Genomic DNA, 18,408 nt, shown 5'->3' with positions numbered 1-18,408 from the left:
GACAACACTAATGCACGCTTTTCCGATTCTCAGTACCGCGATCTGGCTGCCGATCGTTTTCGGCCTCCTCGTGCTGGCGGTGGGTAACGACAAAAATCCGGGGACGGCCCGCTGGGTCGCGCTGATCGGCGCGCTGCTCGGCCTCGCGGTCACGATCCCGCTGATCACGGGCTTCGACTCGAGCACGGCTGCGCTGCAGTTCGTCGAGAAGTCGACCTGGATCGAACGCTTCGACATCGCGTATCACCTCGGCGTCGACGGCATCTCGATGTGGTTCGTCGTGCTGACCGCGCTGATCACGGTGATCGTCGTGATTGCCGCGTGGGAGGTGATCACCGAAAACGTCGCGCAGTACCTCGCGGCGTTCCTGATCCTGTCCGGGATCATGATCGGCGTGTTCTCGGCGGCCGACGGCCTGCTGTTCTACGTGTTCTTCGAGGCGACCCTGATCCCGATGTACATCATCATCGGCGTGTGGGGCGGCCCGAACCGCGTGTATGCGGCGTTCAAGTTTTTCCTGTACACGCTGGCCGGCTCGCTGCTGATGCTGGTCGCGCTGATCTACCTGTACACGCAGACGCACTCGTTCGACCTCGCGACGTGGCAGAACGCGAAGATCGCGATGACGCCGCAGATCCTGCTGTTCATTGCATTCTTCCTCGCGTTCGCGGTGAAGGTGCCGATGTGGCCGGTGCACACGTGGCTGCCGGACGCGCACGTGGAAGCGCCGACGGGCGGCTCGGTCGTGCTGGCGGCGATCATGCTGAAGCTCGGCGCCTACGGTTTCCTGCGCTTCTCGCTGCCGATCACGCCTGACGCGAGCCACTTCCTGGCGCCCGTCGTGATCACGCTGTCGCTGATCGCGGTGATCTACATCGGCCTCGTCGCTATGGTGCAGGCCGACATGAAGAAGCTGGTCGCGTATTCGTCGATCGCGCACATGGGCTTCGTCACGCTCGGCTTCTTCATCTTCAACCAGCTCGGCGTCGAAGGCGCGATCATCCAGATGATCTCGCACGGCTTCGTGTCGGGCGCGATGTTCCTCTGCATCGGCGTGCTGTACGACCGCGTGCACTCGCGCCAGATCGCCGATTACGGCGGCGTCGTGAACGTGATGCCGAAGTTCGCGGCATTCGCGATGCTGTTCTCGATGGCCAACTGCGGCCTGCCGGGTACGTCGGGTTTCGTCGGCGAGTTCATGGTGATTCTCGCGGCCGTCCAGTACAACTTCTGGATCGCCTTCGGGGCGGCGTTCACGCTGATCCTCGGCGCGGCCTACACGCTGTGGATGTACAAGCGCGTGTACTTCGGCGCGGTCGCGAACGATCACGTCGCCAAGCTGAAGGACATCGGCCGTCGCGAATTCCTGATGCTGGCCGTGCTTGCCGCGTTCACGCTGCTGATGGGCCTGTATCCGAAGCCTTTCACCGACGTGATGCACGTTTCCGTGGAAAACCTCCTCTCCCACGTCGCGCAGTCGAAGCTGCCGCTGGCCCAGTAATCGCGAGCGGAGGAACTCAAGATCATGCAAAACGCCTCTATGAATGTTCTGTTGCCTGACGCGCTGGTGATGGCCGCCATCGTCGTCGCATGGCTGAACGACACCTTTACCGGTGCTTCCGGCCGCCGCCTGACCTATCTGATCGCGGTCGTCTCGTCGGTCGTCGCCGGCGTGTGGTTCTCGGTCCAGGCGCTCGACCCGCAGCAGTACTACTTCTTCTCGAAGATGGTCGTCGTCGACTCGTTCGCGAGCACGATGAAGGCTGTCGTGTCGTTCGGTTTCGCGGTCTCGCTCGTCTATTCGCGCAAGTACCTCGAGGATCGCGACATGTTCCGCGGCGACGTGTTCCTGCTCGGCATGTTCTCGCTGCTCGGTCAACTGGTCATGGTGTCGGGCAATAACTTCCTGACGCTGTACCTCGGCCTCGAACTGATGTCGCTGTCGCTGTACGCGGTCATCGCGCTGCGTCGCGATGCCGCGCAGTCGAGCGAAGCGGCGATGAAGTACTACGTGCTGGGCGCGCTCGCGTCGGGCTTCGTGCTGTACGGCATCTCGATGCTGTATGGCGCGACCGGCTCGCTCGAGCTGGGCGAGGTGTACAAGGCGGTTAGCGGCAACACCGACGCCGCCGTGCTGATGTTCGGCGTGGTCTTCATCGTCGCCGGTATCGCGTTCAAGCTCGGCGCCGTGCCGTTCCACATGTGGGTGCCGGACGTCTACCAGGGCGCACCGACCGCGATGACGCTGTTCGTCGGCGGCGGCCCGAAGGTTGCCGCGTTCGCATGGGGCCTGCGCTTCCTGGTGATGGGCCTGCTGCCGCTCGCGCAGAACTGGCAGACCGCGCTCGTGATCCTCGCCGCGCTGTCGCTGATCGTCGGCAACATCACCGGTATCGTCCAGCGCAACATCAAGCGGATGCTCGCGTACTCGGCGATTTCGAACATGGGCTTCGTGCTGCTCGGCCTGCTCGCGGGCATCGTGAAGGGCGACGCGGCGGCACCGGCGAATGCGTACAGCTCTGCGATGTTCTATGCGATCGTCTACCTGATCACGACGCTCGGCTCGTTCGGCGTGGTGATGCTGCTCGCGCGCCGCGATTTCGAAGCGGAAACGATCGACGACTTCAAGGGCCTCAATAAACGCAGCCCGGTGTTCGCGTTCGTGATGATGGTCATGATGTTCTCGCTGGCCGGCATCCCGCCGACCGTCGGCTTCTACGCGAAGCTCGCCGTGCTCGAGGCGACCGTCAACGCGGGTCTCACGTGGCTGGCCGTGCTGGCCGTGATCACGTCGCTGTTCGGCGCGTTCTACTACCTGCGCATCGTGAAGCTGATGTACTTCGATGCCCCGCAGGATTCGACGCCGATCTCGGGCGATTTCTGCAAGCGCACGATCCTCGTGCTGAACGGCCTGGCGGTCGTCGTGCTCGGCCTGATTCCGAGCCCGCTGCTGACCGCCTGCCTGCAGGCAATCCGTCACACGCTGCCGCTGTAATGTCGGCAGCCGGCTGGTTCATCGTGCTGTTGGCGCTCGTCTGCGCCAACCTGCCGTTCCTGAACCAACGCCTCTTCGCCGTCGTGCCGTTCGGCGCGACGAAGAAGAACGCGTGGGTGCGGATCGGCGAGCTGATCGTGCTGTACTTCATCGTCGGCGCGCTCGGCTTCTGGCTCGAGTCGCGCGCCGGCAACCGCTTCGAACAGGGCTGGCAGTTTTACGCGATCACGTTCAGTCTCTTCGTCGTGTTCGCGTTTCCCGGCTTCACGTTCCAGTATCTCGTCAAACGACGCTGACGGCTTCGGCCGTCCGTCGTGCTCATTCAGGAGCCGCCGATGGCCGAACTACCCAATCACGACGCCGCACTGACCGAAATCTGCCTCGAGAGCGAGGCGATCTTCGAAGGCGCGTTCCTCAAGCTCAAGCGCGACACCGTCCGCCTGCCGGACGGCAAGAAGGCCACGCGCGAATACGTGCAGCACCCGGGCGCGGTGATGGTGATTCCGCTGTTCGACGACGGCCGCGTGCTGATGGAGAGCCAGTTCCGCTATCCGATCGGCAAGGTGATGGCCGAATTCCCGGCCGGCAAGCTCGATCCGAACGAAGGTGCGCTCGCGTGCGCGGCGCGCGAACTGCGCGAGGAGACGGGCTACACGGCGCGCGAATACGTGTTTCTGGCCCGCATTCATCCGATCATTTCCTATTCGACCGAATTCATCGATCTGTACCTCGCGCGCGGGCTCACGGCCGGCGAGCGCAAGCTCGACGAAGGCGAATTTCTCGAAACCTTCACCGCGACGCTGGCCGACCTGCAGGAATGGGTGCGCACCGGCCAGATCTCCGACGTCAAGACGATCATCGGCACGATGTGGCTCGACAAGGTGTTGTCCGGCACTTGGCCGCTCGGGCCGGTCGTCACGCCCTGAGCACGGCGTCAGCGGCGGGCGGGGCGCCGCGTTACAATCCGGTGACGCGGCGCGTTCGTGCTGCGCGATCGGGATTTAGCACGACCGTTCACAAAACCGCTTTTTGCGCTACACTCGTCACACGCCCTGATTCAGCATGAAGGTCCTCGATTTACAGTGCCCGCACGGTCATCGGTTCGAAGGCTGGTTCGCTTCCGCCGATGAATTCGAAGCGCAGTTGTCCCGCAAGCTGGTCGAATGCCCGGTGTGCGGAACGACGGAGATCAACCGGATGCCGTCCGCGCCGCGCCTGAACCTGTCGGGCGCGACGCAGGCGCAGCCGGCCGATCCCCGTGCGCTGCAGGCGCAGGTGATGCGCGCGCTGCGCGAGGTGCTGGAGAAGACCGAGAACGTGGGCGAGCGCTTCGCCGAGGAAGCGCGGCGCATCCATTACAACGAGGCGCCCGCACGCAGCATTCGCGGCGTCACGACGCCGGAGGATGCGCAGTCCTTGGTCGAAGAAGGCATCGACGTGATGCCGCTGCCGATTCCTGCCGCGCTGAAAGAACCGCTGCAATGACGTACGCAGTGTGTCCTTGGCCGGGCCGGACGGCCGCGGCGAGGAGACACTGCGCATGGATCTGGATTATTCCCCCGCCGACGACGCGTTCCGCGCCGACGTTCGCGCCTGGCTCGAGGCCAACCTGCCTCATGCACTGCGCGCCAAGGTACTCGATCACAAACGACTCGACCGCGAGGATTTTGCGAGCTGGCACCGGATTCTGGGCCAGCGCGGCTGGTCCGCGCCCGCCTGGCCGGTCGAATACGGCGGCCCGGGCTGGAACGCGACGCAGCGGCACATCTGGGACGAGGAGTGCGCGCGGATCGGTGCGCCGACCGTGCTGCCGTTCGGGGTGTCGATGGTCGCGCCGGTCCTGATGAAATACGGCAGCGAAGCGCAGAAGCGCCACTATCTTCCGCGTATTCTCGACGGCTCGGACTGGTGGTGCCAGGGTTACTCGGAGCCGGGTTCCGGGTCCGACCTCGCGTCGCTGCGCACGCGCGCCGAGCGCCACGGCGATCACTACGTCGTGAACGGCCAGAAGACCTGGACCACGCTCGGCCAGTACGCCGACATGATGTTCTGTCTCGTGCGCACCGATCCGGCCGCGAAGAAGCAGGAGGGCATCTCGTTCCTGCTGATCGACATGAAGTCGCCCGGCATCACGGTGCGTCCGATCGTGATGCTCGACGAGGACCACGAGGTCAACGAGGTGTTCTTCGAGGACGTGAAGGTGCCGGTGGAGAACCTCGTCGGCGACGAGAACCGCGGCTGGACCTACGCGAAATACCTGCTCGGCCACGAGCGCACCGGCATCGCGCGCGTCGGCGCGTCGAAGCGGGAGCTCGCATTCCTGAAGCGCGTCGCATCGAACCAGCGCAAGAACGGCAAGCCGTTGCTCGCCGATCCCGTGTTCGCCGCGAAGGTCGCGGCGCTCGAAGTCGAGCTGATGGCGCTGGAAGTGACGGTGCTGCGCGTCGTCAGCCGCGAGACGAGCGGCAAGGGGCCCGGCCCCGAGGCGTCGATGCTGAAGATCAAGGGCACCGAGGTGCAGCAGGCGCTCACCGAGCTGATGGTCGAAGCGATCGGCCCGCTGGCCGCCCCGTTCGACGTGCCGTTCCTCGACGGCGAGCGCGAGCACAGCATCGCGGGCGACGACGATGCGGCGCCGCTTGCCGCGTACTACTTCAATTACCGGAAGACGTCGATCTACGGCGGTTCGAACGAGATCCAGAAGAACATCATCGCGCAGATGATTCTGGGGCTGTGATCAGGGAACGGAGACAACCATGGATTTCAGCTTTACCGATGAGCAGCAGCAGTTCGCCGACGCGCTGCGCCGGTATCTCGGCGAGCAATACGGCTTCGAAGCGCGTCAGGCGATCGTGCACAGCGATACCGGTGTGTCGGACGCGCAGTGGAGCGCATTCACCGAACTGGGCTTGACCGCGTTGCCCGTGCCGGACGCACAGGGCGGCTTCGGCGGTGGGCCGGTCGACATGCTGGTCGTGATGCAGGCGCTCGGCCGCGCGCTAGTGATCGAGCCGTACTGGGCCACGGCGGTTGGCGTCGAGGCGTTGCGGATCGCCGGCTCCGGCACGGGTGACGATGCCGCGCTGCTGGAGGCGGTCGCGCAGGGGCACAAGCGCGTGGCGGTCGCGTTCCACGAACCGCACGCGCGCTACGATCTGTACGAACTCGACACGCACGCGCGCGAGCAGGGCGGCACGTACCGGCTGACCGGCACCAAGTCGGTGGTGCAGCACGGCGCGCAAGCGCATGTGTGGATCGTACCCGCACGCGTCGACGGCGGCGGCATCGGCCTCTTCGTCGTCGAACGCGATGCGGCCAATGCGAAGGTAGTCGACTACCGGACCATCGACGGCCAGCGTGCCGCGACGATCACGTTCGACGACACGCCGGGCCGACTGCTGACGGGCGGGGCGCGCGACGCCGCGGCACTCGAGCAGATCGCCGATTACGCGACCTTCCTGCTGTGCGCGGAAGCGGTCGGCGCGCTCGACGAACTGAATCGCGCGACGGTCGAATACACGAAGACGCGCGAGCAGTTCGGTGTGCCGATCGCGCGTTTCCAGGCGCTGCAGCACCGGATGGTCGACATGCTGATTCATGCAGAGCAGGCGCGTTCGCTGACTTATCTCGCGGCGGTGCGCTACGCGAACGGCGACGCCGACGCGCGGCGCAAGGCCGTGTCGGCCGCGAAGGCGCGGGTCGGTGCGGCCGCGCGCTTCGTCGGCCAGCAGGCGGTCCAGCTGCACGGCGGCATGGGCGTGACCAACGAGGTGGCCGCCGCGCACCTGTTCAAGCGGCTGTCGATCATCGAGACGACGCTCGGCGATACCGATCATCATCTCGCCCGCATTGCGGCGCTGCCCGATTTCGTGCAGACCGACGTAGCATGACGGCGACGCGCGAGCGCGCCAGACAAGGAGACTCATCAGTGGGCATCAGTTACGAAGATCTGGTGGTCGGCAGCACCACCGAAGTGGGCCGCTACACGTTCGAGGCCGACGACATCAAGACGTTCGCGAGGCGCTATGATCCGCAGCCGTTCCATGTCGACGAGGAAGCGGGGAAGGCCTCGCATTTCGGCGGACTCGTCGCGAGCGGCTGGCATACGTGCTCGGTATTCATGAGCCTGCTGGTCCAGAAGCTCGGGCCGGATTCGACCAGCATGGGCTCGCCGGGCATCGATTCGATCCGCTGGCTGAAGCCGGTGCGCGCCGGCGACACGATCACGATGTACCAGAAGGTGCACGACAAACGCGTGTCGGAAAGCAAGCCCGACCGCGGCATCGTGTCGACGGAATGGATCGGCGTGAACGAAGCCGGCGAGACGGTGATCTCCGTGCACACCAAGGTGATTTTCGGGCTGCGCCATCCGGGGGGCGCGAATCCATGATCGACGTGACCTTGCCGCTGATTGCCTCCGCGCAGGCGCTGCAGGCGCGGATCGGCGCGGAGCCGCTCGCGAGCGGCTGGATCGAGATCGACCAGCCGCGCGTCGATGGTTTCGCCGACGCGACCGGCGATCATCAATGGATTCACGTCGACCCCGAACGCGCGCGGCGCGAGTCGCCGTTCGGCGGGCCGATCGCGCACGGGTTCCTGACGCTGTCGCTGATTCCGGCGTTGATGACCGACGCGATGCGCTTCGAGCAGAAGATGGGCGTGAACTACGGGCTGAACCGCGTGCGGTTCTTGAAGCCGGTGCCGGTCGGGGCGCGCGCGCGTGCGCTGTTCGCGGTGAAGGAAATCGCGGACGCCGCGCGCGGCGGCATCCAGGTGACGTGGTCGGTATCGGTGCAGGTCGAGCACCCCGACGCGCCGCTGCCGGTATGCGCGGCGGAGTTCATCACGCTGCATTACTTCTGAAGCACGGAGCGGCATGCACGGATGCCGCTCCGTCCACCACGTGCGGGTCAGTGCTTCGCATATTGCGTTGCGCCGAACAGCACCTCGCGTGCCTTGTCGTCCTGCAGCGCCTTGCGCATCGACGCAAGCACCTTGACGCCGCGCTGCACGGCCGGTCGCGCGGCGATCGCCTCGTGCCAGCGCTTCACGTTCGGCAACTCGTCCGGCACGATGCCCTGGTTTTACCACGAGCGCGTCCACGGGAACGTTGCGATGTCCGCGATCGTGTACGTGTGGCCCGCGAGATACTCGGATTCCGGATGGAGGCGCGTGGCGTGGCGTGCGACGCGGCGGATCAGCGTTTGTAGCGCGGCTGGCGCTTCTCCAGGAACGCGGTGATGCCTTCGAGCCCGTCCGCATGATGCAGCGACGCGACGAAATGATCGCGCTCGGTGACGAGGTGCACGTCCAGCGGTTGCGCGGTGGCGTCGTCGAGCAGCGACTTGATGCGCGTGAGCGCATTCGGCGAGATGCCGGCGAGCGCGTCGGCCCAGGCCAGTGCGTCGCTGAGCGCCGTGCCGGGCGCGGCGAGCCGATTGACCACGCCGAGTGCATGCAGGCGTTCCGCGGAAACCGGCTTGCCTTCGAACAGGATCTCGGCCGCGATCGCACGCGGCAGCGCGCAGGCGAGAAACCACGAGCCGCCGCCGTCGGGCGTCAGGCCGACGCGCGCATACGACATCACGAATTTCGCATCGTGTGCGGCGACGATCAGGTCGCACGCGAGCGCGAGCGAGAAGCCCGCGCCGGCCGCCGCGCCTTCGACGGCCGCGACCACCGGCTTCGTCGACGCGCGGATCGCCGTGACCCATGCCGCGAGCTGATCGATGCTGTCGGCCTGGAAGGACGGATCCTTCGAGCGATTCTCGAGCAGCCGGTTCAGGTTGCCGCCCGCGCAGAAGAAACGATCGGCACCCGTCAGCACGACGGCGCGAATCGCCGGATCGCGCTCGGCGGTGGCGAGCGCTTCGATGCCGGCCGCGTACATGTCGGGATGCAGCGCGTTGCGCGCGCCGGGATTGGACAGCGTGAGGACGAGCGTCGAATCGCTCTCGGGCGGACGCGAGGCCAGCAGTTCAGCACTCATGCGAGCGTGTCTCCATCGGATGGCGCGGCGGCGACGCCGCGTGTGTCGCGCGGGCAGGCGTGGCCGACGCCGCAGCGGAGGTAATGTTGTCGTGACGAACGCACGACTTGCTTTAGACTAGCACGGACGTGCTTTTCAGCGCGATGAATCCCGATGCGGCCGGTTTCGATGCGGCCGCGTTTCAGCAAGGAAGGAGACACCGATGCTACAGCTGTGCGGTATTCCGTTGTCCAACTATTACAACAAGGTGAAGTTCGTCCTGCTCGAGCATGACATTCCGTTCGAGGAAGCGATGTGCGGTTTCCCGATCAGCGATCCGGCGCAGCTTGCCGATTCGCCGCTCGGCAAGATTCCTTTCCTGAAGACGGAAGAAGGCGCGCTGTTCGAGTCGCAGGTGATCATCGAATACCTCGCGGCGCGCTATCCGGAGAAAGGCATTTTCCCCGCGAGCCCGTTCGCGGCGGCGAAGGTGCGCGAACTCGTCGAGACGCTCGAGCTGTATCTCGAATGGATGGCGCGCGAGGTGTACACGGAAGCGTTTTTCGGCGGCAAGGTGAGCGACGGGACGAAGGCGCACGTCGAGAAGCGCCTGCCGCGCGCGATTGACGCATTCAAGCAGATGACGCGGTTTTCGCCGTATGTGCTCGGCGAATCGTTCGGCTTGGCGGACATCGCCGCGTGGGTTCATCTGCCGGTCGTCGGCATGGCGACGAAGGCCGTTTTCGGGCGCGACTTCCTGCTCGATACCGGCATCGACTGGAAGGCGCATGCAAAGACGGTGGGAGAACGCCCGGCCGCGCAACGCGTGGCAGCCGAGCGCAAGGCATATGTCGAAGCGGCGAACGTCGTGCGTTCGTAAGCGTTTCTGACAGGCGGCGTACGGCCGCCCGTCCGGGTCTTACAGGCGGGCGAGCCGTTCGAGCGCGGATGCGAGCGTGCTTTCCTGCTTCGCGAAGCAGAAGCGCACGACGCCCGATTCGTGCGGCTCGTGATAGAACGCCGACACCGGAATGGCGGCCACGCCGATCTCCGACGTGAGCCATTTCGAGAATTCCGCTTCGGGTAGGTCGCTGATCGCCGAGTAATCGACGCACTGGAAGTACGTGCCCGTGCACGGCAGCAACTTGAAGCGCGTGCGCTCGAGGCCGGCCCGGAAGAAGTCGCGCTTGCGCTGATAGAAGCCCGCGAGCGACAGGTACGGCGCCGGGTCGCGCAGGTAGTCGGCGAGCCCGATCTGCATCGGCGTGTTCACAGTGAACACGTTGAACTGGTGGACCTTGCGGAATTCCGCGGTCAGCGCCGCAGGCGCTGCGACGTAACCGACCTTCCAGCCCGTCACGTGATAGGTCTTGCCGAAGCTCGACACGATGAAGCTGCGCGCGGCGAGCTCCGGGTAGCGCGCGACGCTCTCGTGGCGCGCGCCGTCGTAGACCATGTGCTCGTAGACCTCGTCGGACAGGATCAGCACGTTTGTGCCGCGCACGATGTCCTCGAGCTTGCGCATGTCGGCCTCGCGCCACACGGTGCCCGTCGGGTTGTGCGGCGTGTTGATCAGGATCATCCGCGTCTTCGGCGTGATCGCGGCCGCGAGACGGTCGAACGGGATCGTATAGTCGGGCGCGTCCAGCGTGACGAACACGGGCTTGCCGCCGGCAAGCTCGATCGACGGTAGGTAGCTGTCGTAGGTCGGCTCGACGACGATTACTTCATCGCCCGGATGCACCGCGCAGAGGATCGCCGTCAGCAGCGCCTGCGTCGCGCCGGCCGTCACGGTGATTTCGGTGCCCGGATCGTAGCGTCGGCCGTACACCTGCGCGATCTTGTCGGCGATCGCGTCGCGCAGCGGCGCGACGCCGGCCATCGGCGGGTACTGGTTGTGCCCGTTGCGCATCGCGGTGGCGACCGCATCGACGATGCGCGGATCGCAATCGAAATCGGGGAAACCCTGGCCGAGGTTCACCGCGCCTTTTTCGGCGGCAAGCGCGCTCATGACCGTGAAGATCGTCGTGCCGACATTCGGCAGGCGCGACGGGAAAACGGGAGTCGTTGGCATATCTGAAGGAGCGTTCATCGAGACGGTCGAATTCGGGTGGGGGCGTCAGGCCGGCGTCGCCGTCGCGGGCGGCGCGGCGTCGAGCGCGCAGGCTTCCACGAACGGCGCGGGTTGCGCGATCCGGAAACCGAAGTCGCGTGCGGTGCGCTTCGCGAGCTTCAGCAGCGCGCGGTCTTTCGACACGAGCCACTCGGCCTGCGCGGCGTGGGCGAGTTCGAGAAATTTCTGGTCGTCGCGGTCCTTGCACTTCGGCAGCGGCGGCGCGTCGGCGTCGACGGGCGACGGTTCGACGAGGCTCGCGAGCCGGGCGACGGTCGCGAGCGCGGCAGCCTTGTCGATCGCGCGCGACTGGAACTGCGGATAGTCGAGCACGTATTCGAGTTCGGTCAGGCAGCGGCCGTCGATCACGGCGGCCAGCGTGCCGCGCTCCAGCGCGGCACGGATCGGGCGCGTAGCGGGGTCGTCGAAGACGAGGATGTCGATCCAGACGTTCGAGTCGAGCACGACGCGGCGTGCGGCGTGCGGGGCGAGAGAGCGGGTCATTCGTTACAATCGGTGGTTTTCGTCTGACCGCAAGGCACGGCGTGCCAGCGAGCCTCTATGATAATCGTTCTCTCTCCCGCCAAATCCCTCGACTACGAGACGCCCGCGCACGTCCAGTCTTACACGAAGCCTGCATTCGTCGACGACGCGTCGGAACTGATCGACGGCCTGCGCAAGCTGTCGCCGCAGGACATCGCGGCGCTGATGGATATTTCCGATCCGCTCGCGCGTCTGAACTTCCAGCGCTACGCCGATTGGTCGCCGACCTTCACGCCGGCCAACGCGAAGCAGGCCGTGCTGGCGTTCAACGGCGACGTCTACGAGGGTTTCGACGCGAAATCGCTGTCGCCGACCGATCTCGACTATGCGCAGCAGCACGTGCGCGTGCTGTCGGGCCTGTACGGGCTGCTGCGTCCGCTCGACCTGCTGCAGCCGTACCGGCTGGAGATGGGCACGCGTTTCGCGAACGCGCGCGGCAAGGATCTGTATGCGTTCTGGGGCGACCGCATCACGCGGGCGCTGAACGAGCAGCTCGAGACGCGTAGCGGCGCGGCGCGCGTGCTCGTCAATTGCGCGTCGACCGAATACTTCAAGTCGGTCAATCCGAAGCTGCTGGCCGCACCGGTCATCACGCCGGTATTCGAGGACTGGAAGGGCGGCCGCTACAAGATCATCAGTTTCCATGCGAAACGCGCGCGCGGGCTGATGGCGCGTTTTGTCGTCGAGAACCGTATCGCCGACCCGAAGGCGCTGAAGGCATTCGCGGCCGAAGGCTATGCGTTCGAGGCGGCGGCGTCGAACGATTCGACTTACGTATATCGCCGGCGCATCGGCGAGTGACCCAGCCGGCCGTTCACGAGACGGCCGGTGCATGCATGAGGCCGGACAGGCGGTACGTGCCTGCTTCGGTCGGCAGTTTTGCATGGGACCGGCGTAAGCGCTGAAGCGCTAACGCTGGTCGACCGCTTTGCATGGGACCAGCATAAGCGCTGAAGCGCTAACGCTGGTCGACAAAGGAGATAGACAGATGGCTGTTTCGATCACCAGTAATTTCGACGCAGGCGCAATCGACGTCGTGTCGTGCGACAGCCCCGACGCAATCCGGCTGCGCGTGCGCGGCGACAATCGTTCGGAATTCGCGCAATGGTTTTACTACCGCTTGACGGGGGCGCGCGGCGAACGATGCGTGATGACGTTCGAGAACGCAGCCGAATGCGCGTATCCGTCGGGCTGGCGCAACTACCACGCGGTGGCGAGCTATGACCGCGTCGACTGGTTTCGCGTGCCGACGACGTTCGACGGCAAGACGATGACCATCGACCATACGCCCGAGTTCGACAGCATCTACTACGCGTATTTCGAACCGTACTCGGAAGAGCGTCACGCGGCGTTTCTCGGCGCGGTCCAGCAGTTGCCGCAGGCGAGCGTCGTCGAGCTCGGCCGCACGGTCGAAGGCCGTCCGATGTCGCTGCTGACGCTCGGCACGCCGGAAGCCGAGGGCGCGCCGAAGAAGAAGGTGTGGATCATCGCGCGCCAGCATCCGGGCGAATCGATGGCCGAGTGGTTCGTCGAAGGCCTGGTCAAGCGGCTGGCCGGATGGGGCGATTGGGCCGGCGATCCGGTCGCGCGCAAGCTGTACGATCGCGTGACGTTCTACATCGTCCCGAACATGAACCCGGACGGCAGCGTGCACGGTAACCTGCGCACCAATGCGGCCGGCGCGAACCTGAATCGCGAATGGATGGCGCCCGATGCGGAACGCAGCCCCGAAGTGCTGGCCGTGCGCGATGCGATCCATGCGATCGGTTGCGACATGTTCTTCGACATTCACGGCGACGAGGATTTGCCGTACGTGTTCGTCGCCGGCTCGGAGATGCTGCCGAGCTTCACCGAGCAGCAGGGCAAGGAGCAGGCCGCGTTCATCGACGCGTTCAAGGTCGCCAGTCCCGACTTCCAGACCGAGCACGGCTACGCGGCGAGCAAGTACAAGGAAGATGCGCTGAAGCTCGCGTCCAAGTACATTGGCCACCAGTTCGGTTGCCTGTCGCTGACGCTCGAAATGCCGTTCAAGGACAACGCGAACCTGCCCGACGAGCGCGTTGGCTGGAACGGCGAGCGTAGCGCGGCACTCGGCGCGGCGATGCTGGCCGCGATCCTCGTACACGTCGACACGTTCGCGTAAGCGCAGCCGTCGTTGCATGAAAAAGGCCGGCGCATCTTGCGATGCACCGGCCTTTTTTGCTGCTGTCGTTGCCGCTCCGCCGTATCAGGACTTCTTCGCGGTTTTTTTCTTCACGGCTTTCTTCTGGCCGCTTGATTTCTTCGTCGCGACGGCCTTCTTGCTGCCGGCGCGGCCCGATGCCTTCGCCTTGGCTTTGCCGCGGTGCGACTTGCCCTTGAACTTCTTCGTCGAAGACGACGAGCGCTCGACGCGCGGCTTCAGCGGCGGAACCGGGTCGTTCCAGCTGAACGCGAGCATTTGCTGACCGACATAGCCGCAACGGAATTTCAGCGGCGTCGGATCGCGGCCGTCGCTGTGGATGCCGAGCCCGTCGACGGTAACGATGTTGTCGACTTTCACGCGCTGCTTGCCCTGGTCGAACGAGTCGTTCCACGGCGTGATCGTCGCGTTGCCGCTGTCGAATGCGTTCGGCGCGAAATCGACGCGATCGAACGCCGTCGACGTGCTGGCGATGAAGCTGCCGTGCGCTGCACAATCGGCGGCGAGCGGATCGGCATGCATCTCGTTGACGAATTTGTTGATCAGTTCGGAACGCTGGTCGAGCAGGTCGGCGAATACCGGTGCGGGAAGCGCAAGCGACAGGCCCGCGATACAGGCTGCCAGCTTGCCGAGCGCCCGGAAAATCCGGAGCGAGGCAGGTGAGCTGTCCATCTGGTTATTGGTGAGGAGCGAAGAAGACGTCGGGCACGTATAGATGCCCGATGAAGAACAGGAGTTCAATCTTAGCGTAAAAAAGTTGTGCGGCAGTAGGTGGCGTATTCGGCGCGCGCCGCGCAAGCGCCGCCGATACGCGTGTGCGCCGGGCCGATGCGGTGGAAATTCAGGCGCGCGGGCCGCCGAGGCGGTAGCGCCGGACGTCGAAGGTCGTGACCCACGCGGGGCGATAGACGGCGATGAGTGCCGTTGCCATGCCGGTGAACCAGGCTTCGCCGAGCGCGAGCAGCGCGGTGTTCAGCAGATAGCCGGCTGGAATCACGACGGGCACGCCGTCCGCGAGCGCGAGCTGGACACCGGCCGCCGCGGCAGCGACCGCAACGATTGCGATCGCGGGCGACAGGAAGCCCTGCCCGGTGATGAACGACGCGAGGTTGTGCGGCAGCCAGGCGAGCGCGGCGCGTTGCAGCAACGCCGACACGCCGACAGGCAGCGCACCGTAGATCAGATAGGTCAGGCCGATGCCTTGCCACGGCGCGTCGAAGATGATCGCGGCAATCGCGGTGACGGCGCCCATCGCGACCAGGGCGAGTGTCCAGTCGAACAGCGTGACGAGCAACGTTGCGCCGAGCAGATGCATGACGATGCCATCTTCGAGCCATGCGTTCGAGGCCCACAGGACCGCGATCGCTGTGACGAGCGCGAGCCACACGTGCTGGAGCGTGGCGTCTTGCAGGCGTACGAAGGGGCGATTCCAGATCGCGAGCGCGAGCAGGGCCACGGCGGCGATCCAGCCACCGATGCCAACCCAGAGCGGAAGCGGTGTGAAAAGAAAACCCATGCGTCCATATTACTCGTTGAGCATCAAAGGTGGGAGCCTCCACATGCCCGACCGTCGCAATATCGAGACTGTTTGCCTAGCGTCCGCGCCGGAATCGTGCCGGCGGCTCGGCGGCGAGCGGCAGGTCCTGCGTGCCGGCATTCGCGGTGGGCAACGGGTAAGGACGGTCATGCCGTTGTGTCCGCAGCGGAGCCGGGCCGTGTTCCCCGATGACCGGTTTACGGGCGCGGTTGCGGTTCGCCAGCAGCACCTCGAGATGGGGCGACAGCCAGCCGTTGTAGATCGCGACCGCGGCGGCGCGGTTTGCGGCGCCGAGCTGCTGGAAGATGCTCGCGAGGTGGATCTTCACCGTGCCTTCGCTGATGCCGAGCGTACGGGCGATCATCTTGTTCGTGCTGCCCATGTGGACGAACCGCATGATCTGCGCTTGCCGCGGCGACAGGAGGCCGGTCGGCGGGCGCCGGGGCAGCGAGCCGGCGAGCGTCTGGAAATGGGCGTCGTGGCGGGCCGTCGTCGTTGCCGTGGACGGCAACAGGCTGAGGGCGATCGGCGGAATGTAATGTCCGCCCAAGAGGACGATCTCGAGCGCACGCACGATCAGGTGCGGCCGCGTGGAATGCGGGATCACGCCCGCGACGCCGTAATTGAAGAAGCGCTGGATGGCTTCTGGCGAGATGTCGTCGACCAGAACGGCGACCGGTGTGGGCGAGCACGCATTGCCGAGTGCCTGAAGCTCGCTGATCCGGCCGACGTCCAGCCAGTCGATCGCGACGAGGTCGAAACGCTGGGTGCGCAGCAGCCGGCGTGCCTGGAAACCGTCAGGCGCATCGTTGATGCTGGCGTGCCGGTCGATCTGCCGCAACAGGGTCTTCAGTCCGTCACGCCGTTCGGCGTCTGAGTTAAGTACCAAGAACCGCATATTCAACCTCCGTGAAGTGAGTCATTGACTGCCGTCGGGGATAAGCTGGCCCCGATAATGACAAAGACCTTACACGATGTCTGCTTGGCTGAAAGGCTTAGGAAAAGTTCGAAATTTTGAGCGATCGGGCGTCGGACAAGAAAAAAGCCGCTTCGGCAGGAACCGAAAGCGGCTTTGGGCGGCTCAGGTTTTCTGAGCCTGCGGGGCGGGTCAGTGGAAGTGCGGCTGGGCGGGCGACGCGTCTTCCGGCATTTCCGCATGGACGATTTCGCCGAGCGGATCGGCGTAAAGCGGCACGCCGCAGTCGTCGCAGTATTCGGGTTCGAAGCGGCCCGCGTGCCGCCGGACGTCGGTTACGCCGCATTCCTTCAGCAGGCTCACGATTTCCTCGAGCGGCCCCTCGATCGGCGCTTCGCCTTCGAGCGTCGCGTTGTCGACCGATACGTCGCCGTTTTCCCGGCCGTAGAGCGGCCACACGACACCGTAGATCACGTCGTTGCTCGCACGTCGCGTGAAGCCGACGCGATACTCGTCGATACGACGTTCGCCGAAGCCGGCGACCACCGCGCGCAGCTCTTGCGGCGCTGCACCAAGTGTGTCGAATAGATAACGAATGGCCGTTCGGACGGTGTGCGGGCGTACGCGTTCGTCCGCATCGCGACAGGCCGAGTAGTACGCGTCCGGAAGCAGGCATTCGAACTCGCAGCCGGGCAGCGCGATCGACAGGTTCGGGCCGCCTTGAGCCGTCCATTGTTCGAGGCACTGGCCGCGCTCGATCCGGCTACCGTTTTCCTCTTCCTGCCAGCGGAACAGCGGCGCGCCGGCCGGCGCGGCGACGACCGCCAGCAGGAAGCGCGGATCGGCCAGGATCGGCGAAGTTTCCGGCAGGTCGCCGAAGCTCAGCTTCGGGGCCTGCTGGCCGATTGCCGCATGGGCGAGTTGCTGGGCCAGCCGGTAGGTTTCGACATGGTGCCGCGGCAACTGGTCGATGCTGTAGAGGAACGGGGCGAGCCCGACGAGGGTGCCGTTCGCGAGCACGTGCGCCTGCAGGTGCGTTCGCAGCGCGTCGGCAACGTCGCCCTTGAGCGGTCCCGACGGAATCATGTAGCGTGTCCAGGCGAGAACCGGGACGGCGACCAGCAGTGCATCGTACGGTTGGCCGTCGTGTTCGATCACCATCGACTCGCTGTGCGTCTCGGCCATGTCGGCGAGCGCGCCGTAGGCGTCGGGATGATTCTGTTGAAGATGGTCGAGCGCGGCGTCGAGCGTGGTCTGATTGCCGTTGCGGACAATCTTGGCGAGCAGCGTATCGAGCTTCGCTTCCCAGAAGCGATCCTCGATGCGACTGCCCGACGCGAAGAGCGCAAGTGACAGACCGACCAATTTGTCGGCATCGGGGGGGAGGCGTTTGGCGATTCGCTGGCGCATATTAAAGACGTATATAGAAAGAGGCGAAGAACCTCACATTCTAGTCCGTTCTTTGCACCATAAGCGGTCTCGTGGCCAGGCATGGCCGGACGGCCGAACTGCGGCGTGTGTGAAAAAGTTGCTGCGAGCCCCTTGCGCTCACGACGTGAGCTGCTTAGAATCACGCCTCTTTCGCGCTAACGCAAACACGGCTCGAGAGGAAGGGAAGCGGTGCTGTCGGGGTTCGGAGGTAGCGAGCCTTGGCGGCGCAGGAAGTTGAGCCCCGCAGTCGCAACGAAGTCGTGTAGAAAGATGTTGACGAGCTGCGAAACACGGTTCATAATCTCGCTTCTCTGCTGCTGAAAACGCAGCGCTGCTGAGGGGTTCAAGATTCCTCGCAGAAATGCTCTTTAAAAATTAACAGCCGATAAGTGTGGGCGCTTGATGGCAGCGAGCTGATCCTCGGATCAGATAGCAAAAGTATCAAGAGTCTCACACTAAAGTAAGTCAGGTTTATGAAGTGATTCATATTCCTGTCAGCTTTGAGTGAGCGACCGGTTCGCAAGAACCGAAAACAGTAACAGGTTTGAACTGAAGAGTTTGATCCTGGCTCAGATTGAACGCTGGCGGCATGCCTTACACATGCAAGTCGAACGGCAGCACGGGTGCTTGCACCTGGTGGCGAGTGGCGAACGGGTGAGTAATACATCGGAACATGTCCTGTAGTGGGGGATAGCCCGGCGAAAGCCGGATTAATACCGCATA

Annotated in this window: 19 protein-coding genes, 1 rRNA gene and 1 pseudogene; 13 read left to right on the top strand and 8 right to left on the bottom strand. The window is 64.8% G+C overall.

Annotated features, from left to right (window positions below):
• Positions 1-10 precede the first annotated feature (10 nt).
• The 9 genes from AC3IFE_RS03545 (at position 11) to AC3IFE_RS03505 (ending at position 7,858) form a co-directional block, all read left to right on the top strand.
• Positions 11-1,501 carry an NADH-quinone oxidoreductase subunit M gene (locus tag AC3IFE_RS03545; RefSeq protein ID WP_050016477.1) on the top strand — a complete coding sequence of 497 codons (1,491 nt, stop codon included), beginning with the start codon at positions 11-13 and terminating at the stop codon, positions 1,499-1,501.
• Positions 1,502-1,540: 39 nt separating this feature from the next.
• Entirely contained in the window at positions 1,541-2,995 is a 1,455-nt protein-coding gene (nuoN, locus tag AC3IFE_RS03540; RefSeq protein WP_179233427.1) for an NADH-quinone oxidoreductase subunit NuoN, read from the top strand.
• Positions 2,995-3,291, top strand: coding sequence for a DUF2818 family protein (locus tag AC3IFE_RS03535; protein ID WP_006484867.1), 297 nt, complete (start codon positions 2,995-2,997; stop codon positions 3,289-3,291). The genes nuoN and AC3IFE_RS03535 overlap by 1 nt, the downstream gene beginning before the upstream one ends.
• A gap of 39 nt (positions 3,292-3,330) precedes the next feature.
• Positions 3,331-3,921 (top strand): NUDIX domain-containing protein, encoded by a 591-nt coding sequence (locus AC3IFE_RS03530; protein WP_489189618.1) that lies wholly within the window; start codon positions 3,331-3,333, stop codon positions 3,919-3,921.
• A 136-nt stretch (positions 3,922-4,057) separates the two neighbouring features.
• Complete coding sequence (locus AC3IFE_RS03525; protein ID WP_006750470.1) at positions 4,058-4,480, top strand: DUF1178 family protein; 423 nt, start codon at positions 4,058-4,060, stop codon at positions 4,478-4,480.
• Positions 4,481-4,535: 55 nt separating this feature from the next.
• Positions 4,536-5,732 carry an acyl-CoA dehydrogenase family protein gene (locus tag AC3IFE_RS03520; RefSeq protein WP_489189617.1) on the top strand — a complete coding sequence of 399 codons (1,197 nt, stop codon included), beginning with the start codon at positions 4,536-4,538 and terminating at the stop codon, positions 5,730-5,732.
• Between the two features lie 19 nt (positions 5,733-5,751).
• Complete coding sequence (locus AC3IFE_RS03515) at positions 5,752-6,885, top strand: acyl-CoA dehydrogenase family protein (RefSeq protein WP_489189616.1); 1,134 nt, start codon at positions 5,752-5,754, stop codon at positions 6,883-6,885.
• A 38-nt stretch (positions 6,886-6,923) separates the two neighbouring features.
• Complete coding sequence (locus AC3IFE_RS03510) at positions 6,924-7,385, top strand: MaoC family dehydratase (RefSeq protein ID WP_089468009.1); 462 nt, start codon at positions 6,924-6,926, stop codon at positions 7,383-7,385.
• Positions 7,382-7,858: a MaoC family dehydratase gene (locus AC3IFE_RS03505; RefSeq protein WP_489189615.1), complete on the top strand. Its 477-nt coding sequence runs from the start codon at positions 7,382-7,384 to the stop codon at positions 7,856-7,858. Before AC3IFE_RS03510 ends, AC3IFE_RS03505 begins: the two co-directional genes overlap by 4 nt.
• A 47-nt stretch (positions 7,859-7,905) precedes the next feature.
• Here the strand turns inward: AC3IFE_RS03505 and AC3IFE_RS03500 are convergent.
• Both AC3IFE_RS03500 and AC3IFE_RS03495 read right to left on the bottom strand, forming a co-directional pair.
• Positions 7,906-8,148: pseudogene (locus AC3IFE_RS03500) on the bottom strand (glutathione binding-like protein); the annotation flags it as partial.
• 44 nt (positions 8,149-8,192) lie between these two features.
• Positions 8,193-8,984 (bottom strand): oxepin-CoA hydrolase, alternative type, encoded by a 792-nt coding sequence (locus tag AC3IFE_RS03495; RefSeq protein WP_489189614.1) that lies wholly within the window; start codon positions 8,982-8,984, stop codon positions 8,193-8,195.
• 202 nt (positions 8,985-9,186) lie between these two features.
• Here AC3IFE_RS03495 and AC3IFE_RS03490 point away from each other — a divergent pair, with 202 nt between their 5' ends.
• Positions 9,187-9,843 (top strand): glutathione S-transferase family protein, encoded by a 657-nt coding sequence (locus AC3IFE_RS03490; protein WP_489189613.1) that lies wholly within the window; start codon positions 9,187-9,189, stop codon positions 9,841-9,843.
• 39 nt (positions 9,844-9,882) lie between these two features.
• Here the strand turns inward: AC3IFE_RS03490 and AC3IFE_RS03485 are convergent, their stop codons facing one another.
• Both AC3IFE_RS03485 and AC3IFE_RS03480 read right to left on the bottom strand, forming a co-directional pair.
• Positions 9,883-11,055: a pyridoxal phosphate-dependent aminotransferase gene (locus AC3IFE_RS03485; protein WP_489189612.1), complete on the bottom strand. Its 1,173-nt coding sequence runs from the start codon at positions 11,053-11,055 to the stop codon at positions 9,883-9,885.
• A 27-nt stretch (positions 11,056-11,082) separates the two neighbouring features.
• The gene (locus tag AC3IFE_RS03480) at positions 11,083-11,580 is read right to left on the bottom strand and encodes a putative toxin-antitoxin system toxin component, PIN family (protein ID WP_089468004.1); all 498 of its coding nucleotides are present in this window, start codon (positions 11,578-11,580) and stop codon (positions 11,083-11,085) included.
• 57 nt (positions 11,581-11,637) lie between these two features.
• Here AC3IFE_RS03480 and yaaA point away from each other — a divergent pair, with 57 nt between their 5' ends.
• Positions 11,638-12,420, top strand: coding sequence for a peroxide stress protein YaaA (gene yaaA, locus AC3IFE_RS03475; protein WP_489189611.1), 783 nt, complete (start codon positions 11,638-11,640; stop codon positions 12,418-12,420).
• 187 nt (positions 12,421-12,607) lie between these two features.
• On the top strand, positions 12,608-13,762 hold the full coding sequence (locus AC3IFE_RS03470; RefSeq protein ID WP_489189610.1) for a M14 family metallopeptidase: 1,155 nt from the start codon (positions 12,608-12,610) through the stop codon (positions 13,760-13,762).
• An 84-nt stretch (positions 13,763-13,846) separates the two neighbouring features.
• Here AC3IFE_RS03470 and AC3IFE_RS03465 read toward each other — a convergent pair whose 3' ends face one another.
• The 4 genes from AC3IFE_RS03465 to AC3IFE_RS03450 form a co-directional block, all read right to left on the bottom strand.
• Entirely contained in the window at positions 13,847-14,473 is a 627-nt protein-coding gene (locus AC3IFE_RS03465; RefSeq protein WP_489189609.1) for a BspC domain-containing protein, read from the bottom strand.
• A gap of 169 nt (positions 14,474-14,642) precedes the next feature.
• Complete coding sequence (locus AC3IFE_RS03460; protein ID WP_089468000.1) at positions 14,643-15,317, bottom strand: energy-coupling factor ABC transporter permease; 675 nt, start codon at positions 15,315-15,317, stop codon at positions 14,643-14,645.
• A gap of 76 nt (positions 15,318-15,393) precedes the next feature.
• A complete protein-coding gene (locus AC3IFE_RS03455; protein ID WP_089467999.1) occupies positions 15,394-16,236 on the bottom strand; it encodes a response regulator transcription factor in 843 nt (280 codons plus the stop codon).
• 210 nt (positions 16,237-16,446) lie between these two features.
• On the bottom strand, positions 16,447-17,664 hold the full coding sequence (locus AC3IFE_RS03450; RefSeq protein ID WP_489189608.1) for a DUF2863 family protein: 1,218 nt from the start codon (positions 17,662-17,664) through the stop codon (positions 16,447-16,449).
• A gap of 567 nt (positions 17,665-18,231) precedes the next feature.
• On the opposite strand from AC3IFE_RS03450, the gene AC3IFE_RS03445 reads away from it, so the two are divergent.
• A 16S ribosomal RNA gene (locus AC3IFE_RS03445) occupies positions 18,232-18,408 on the top strand; the annotation flags it as partial.

It is taken from the genome of Burkholderia sp. APQ4-4ca, assembly GCF_057837105.1.
This window is presented reverse-complemented; position numbering and strand designations above follow the sequence as displayed.

What these genes read in the sequence shown, in the direction of transcription:
- AC3IFE_RS03545 (WP_050016477.1), top strand. Translation starts at nt 11, where the DNA reads ATGCACGCTTTTCCGATTCTCAGTACCGCGATCTGGCTGCCGATCGTT.
- nuoN (WP_179233427.1), top strand. Translation starts at nt 1,541, where the DNA reads ATGAATGTTCTGTTGCCTGACGCGCTGGTGATGGCCGCCATCGTCGTC.
- AC3IFE_RS03535 (WP_006484867.1), top strand. Translation starts at nt 2,995, where the DNA reads ATGTCGGCAGCCGGCTGGTTCATCGTGCTGTTGGCGCTCGTCTGCGCC.
- AC3IFE_RS03530 (WP_489189618.1), top strand. Translation starts at nt 3,331, where the DNA reads ATGGCCGAACTACCCAATCACGACGCCGCACTGACCGAAATCTGCCTC.
- AC3IFE_RS03525 (WP_006750470.1), top strand. Translation starts at nt 4,058, where the DNA reads ATGAAGGTCCTCGATTTACAGTGCCCGCACGGTCATCGGTTCGAAGGC.
- AC3IFE_RS03520 (WP_489189617.1), top strand. Translation starts at nt 4,536, where the DNA reads ATGGATCTGGATTATTCCCCCGCCGACGACGCGTTCCGCGCCGACGTT.
- AC3IFE_RS03515 (WP_489189616.1), top strand. Translation starts at nt 5,752, where the DNA reads ATGGATTTCAGCTTTACCGATGAGCAGCAGCAGTTCGCCGACGCGCTG.
- AC3IFE_RS03505 (WP_489189615.1), top strand. Translation starts at nt 7,382, where the DNA reads ATGATCGACGTGACCTTGCCGCTGATTGCCTCCGCGCAGGCGCTGCAG.
- AC3IFE_RS03495 (WP_489189614.1), bottom strand. Translation starts at nt 8,984, where the DNA reads ATGAGTGCTGAACTGCTGGCCTCGCGTCCGCCCGAGAGCGATTCGACG.
- AC3IFE_RS03490 (WP_489189613.1), top strand. Translation starts at nt 9,187, where the DNA reads ATGCTACAGCTGTGCGGTATTCCGTTGTCCAACTATTACAACAAGGTG.
- AC3IFE_RS03485 (WP_489189612.1), bottom strand. Translation starts at nt 11,055, where the DNA reads ATGAACGCTCCTTCAGATATGCCAACGACTCCCGTTTTCCCGTCGCGC.
- AC3IFE_RS03480 (WP_089468004.1), bottom strand. Translation starts at nt 11,580, where the DNA reads ATGACCCGCTCTCTCGCCCCGCACGCCGCACGCCGCGTCGTGCTCGAC.
- yaaA (WP_489189611.1), top strand. Translation starts at nt 11,638, where the DNA reads ATGATAATCGTTCTCTCTCCCGCCAAATCCCTCGACTACGAGACGCCC.
- AC3IFE_RS03470 (WP_489189610.1), top strand. Translation starts at nt 12,608, where the DNA reads ATGGCTGTTTCGATCACCAGTAATTTCGACGCAGGCGCAATCGACGTC.
- AC3IFE_RS03465 (WP_489189609.1), bottom strand. Translation starts at nt 14,473, where the DNA reads ATGGACAGCTCACCTGCCTCGCTCCGGATTTTCCGGGCGCTCGGCAAG.
- AC3IFE_RS03460 (WP_089468000.1), bottom strand. Translation starts at nt 15,317, where the DNA reads ATGGGTTTTCTTTTCACACCGCTTCCGCTCTGGGTTGGCATCGGTGGC.
- AC3IFE_RS03455 (WP_089467999.1), bottom strand. Translation starts at nt 16,236, where the DNA reads ATGCGGTTCTTGGTACTTAACTCAGACGCCGAACGGCGTGACGGACTG.
- AC3IFE_RS03450 (WP_489189608.1), bottom strand. Translation starts at nt 17,664, where the DNA reads ATGCGCCAGCGAATCGCCAAACGCCTCCCCCCCGATGCCGACAAATTG.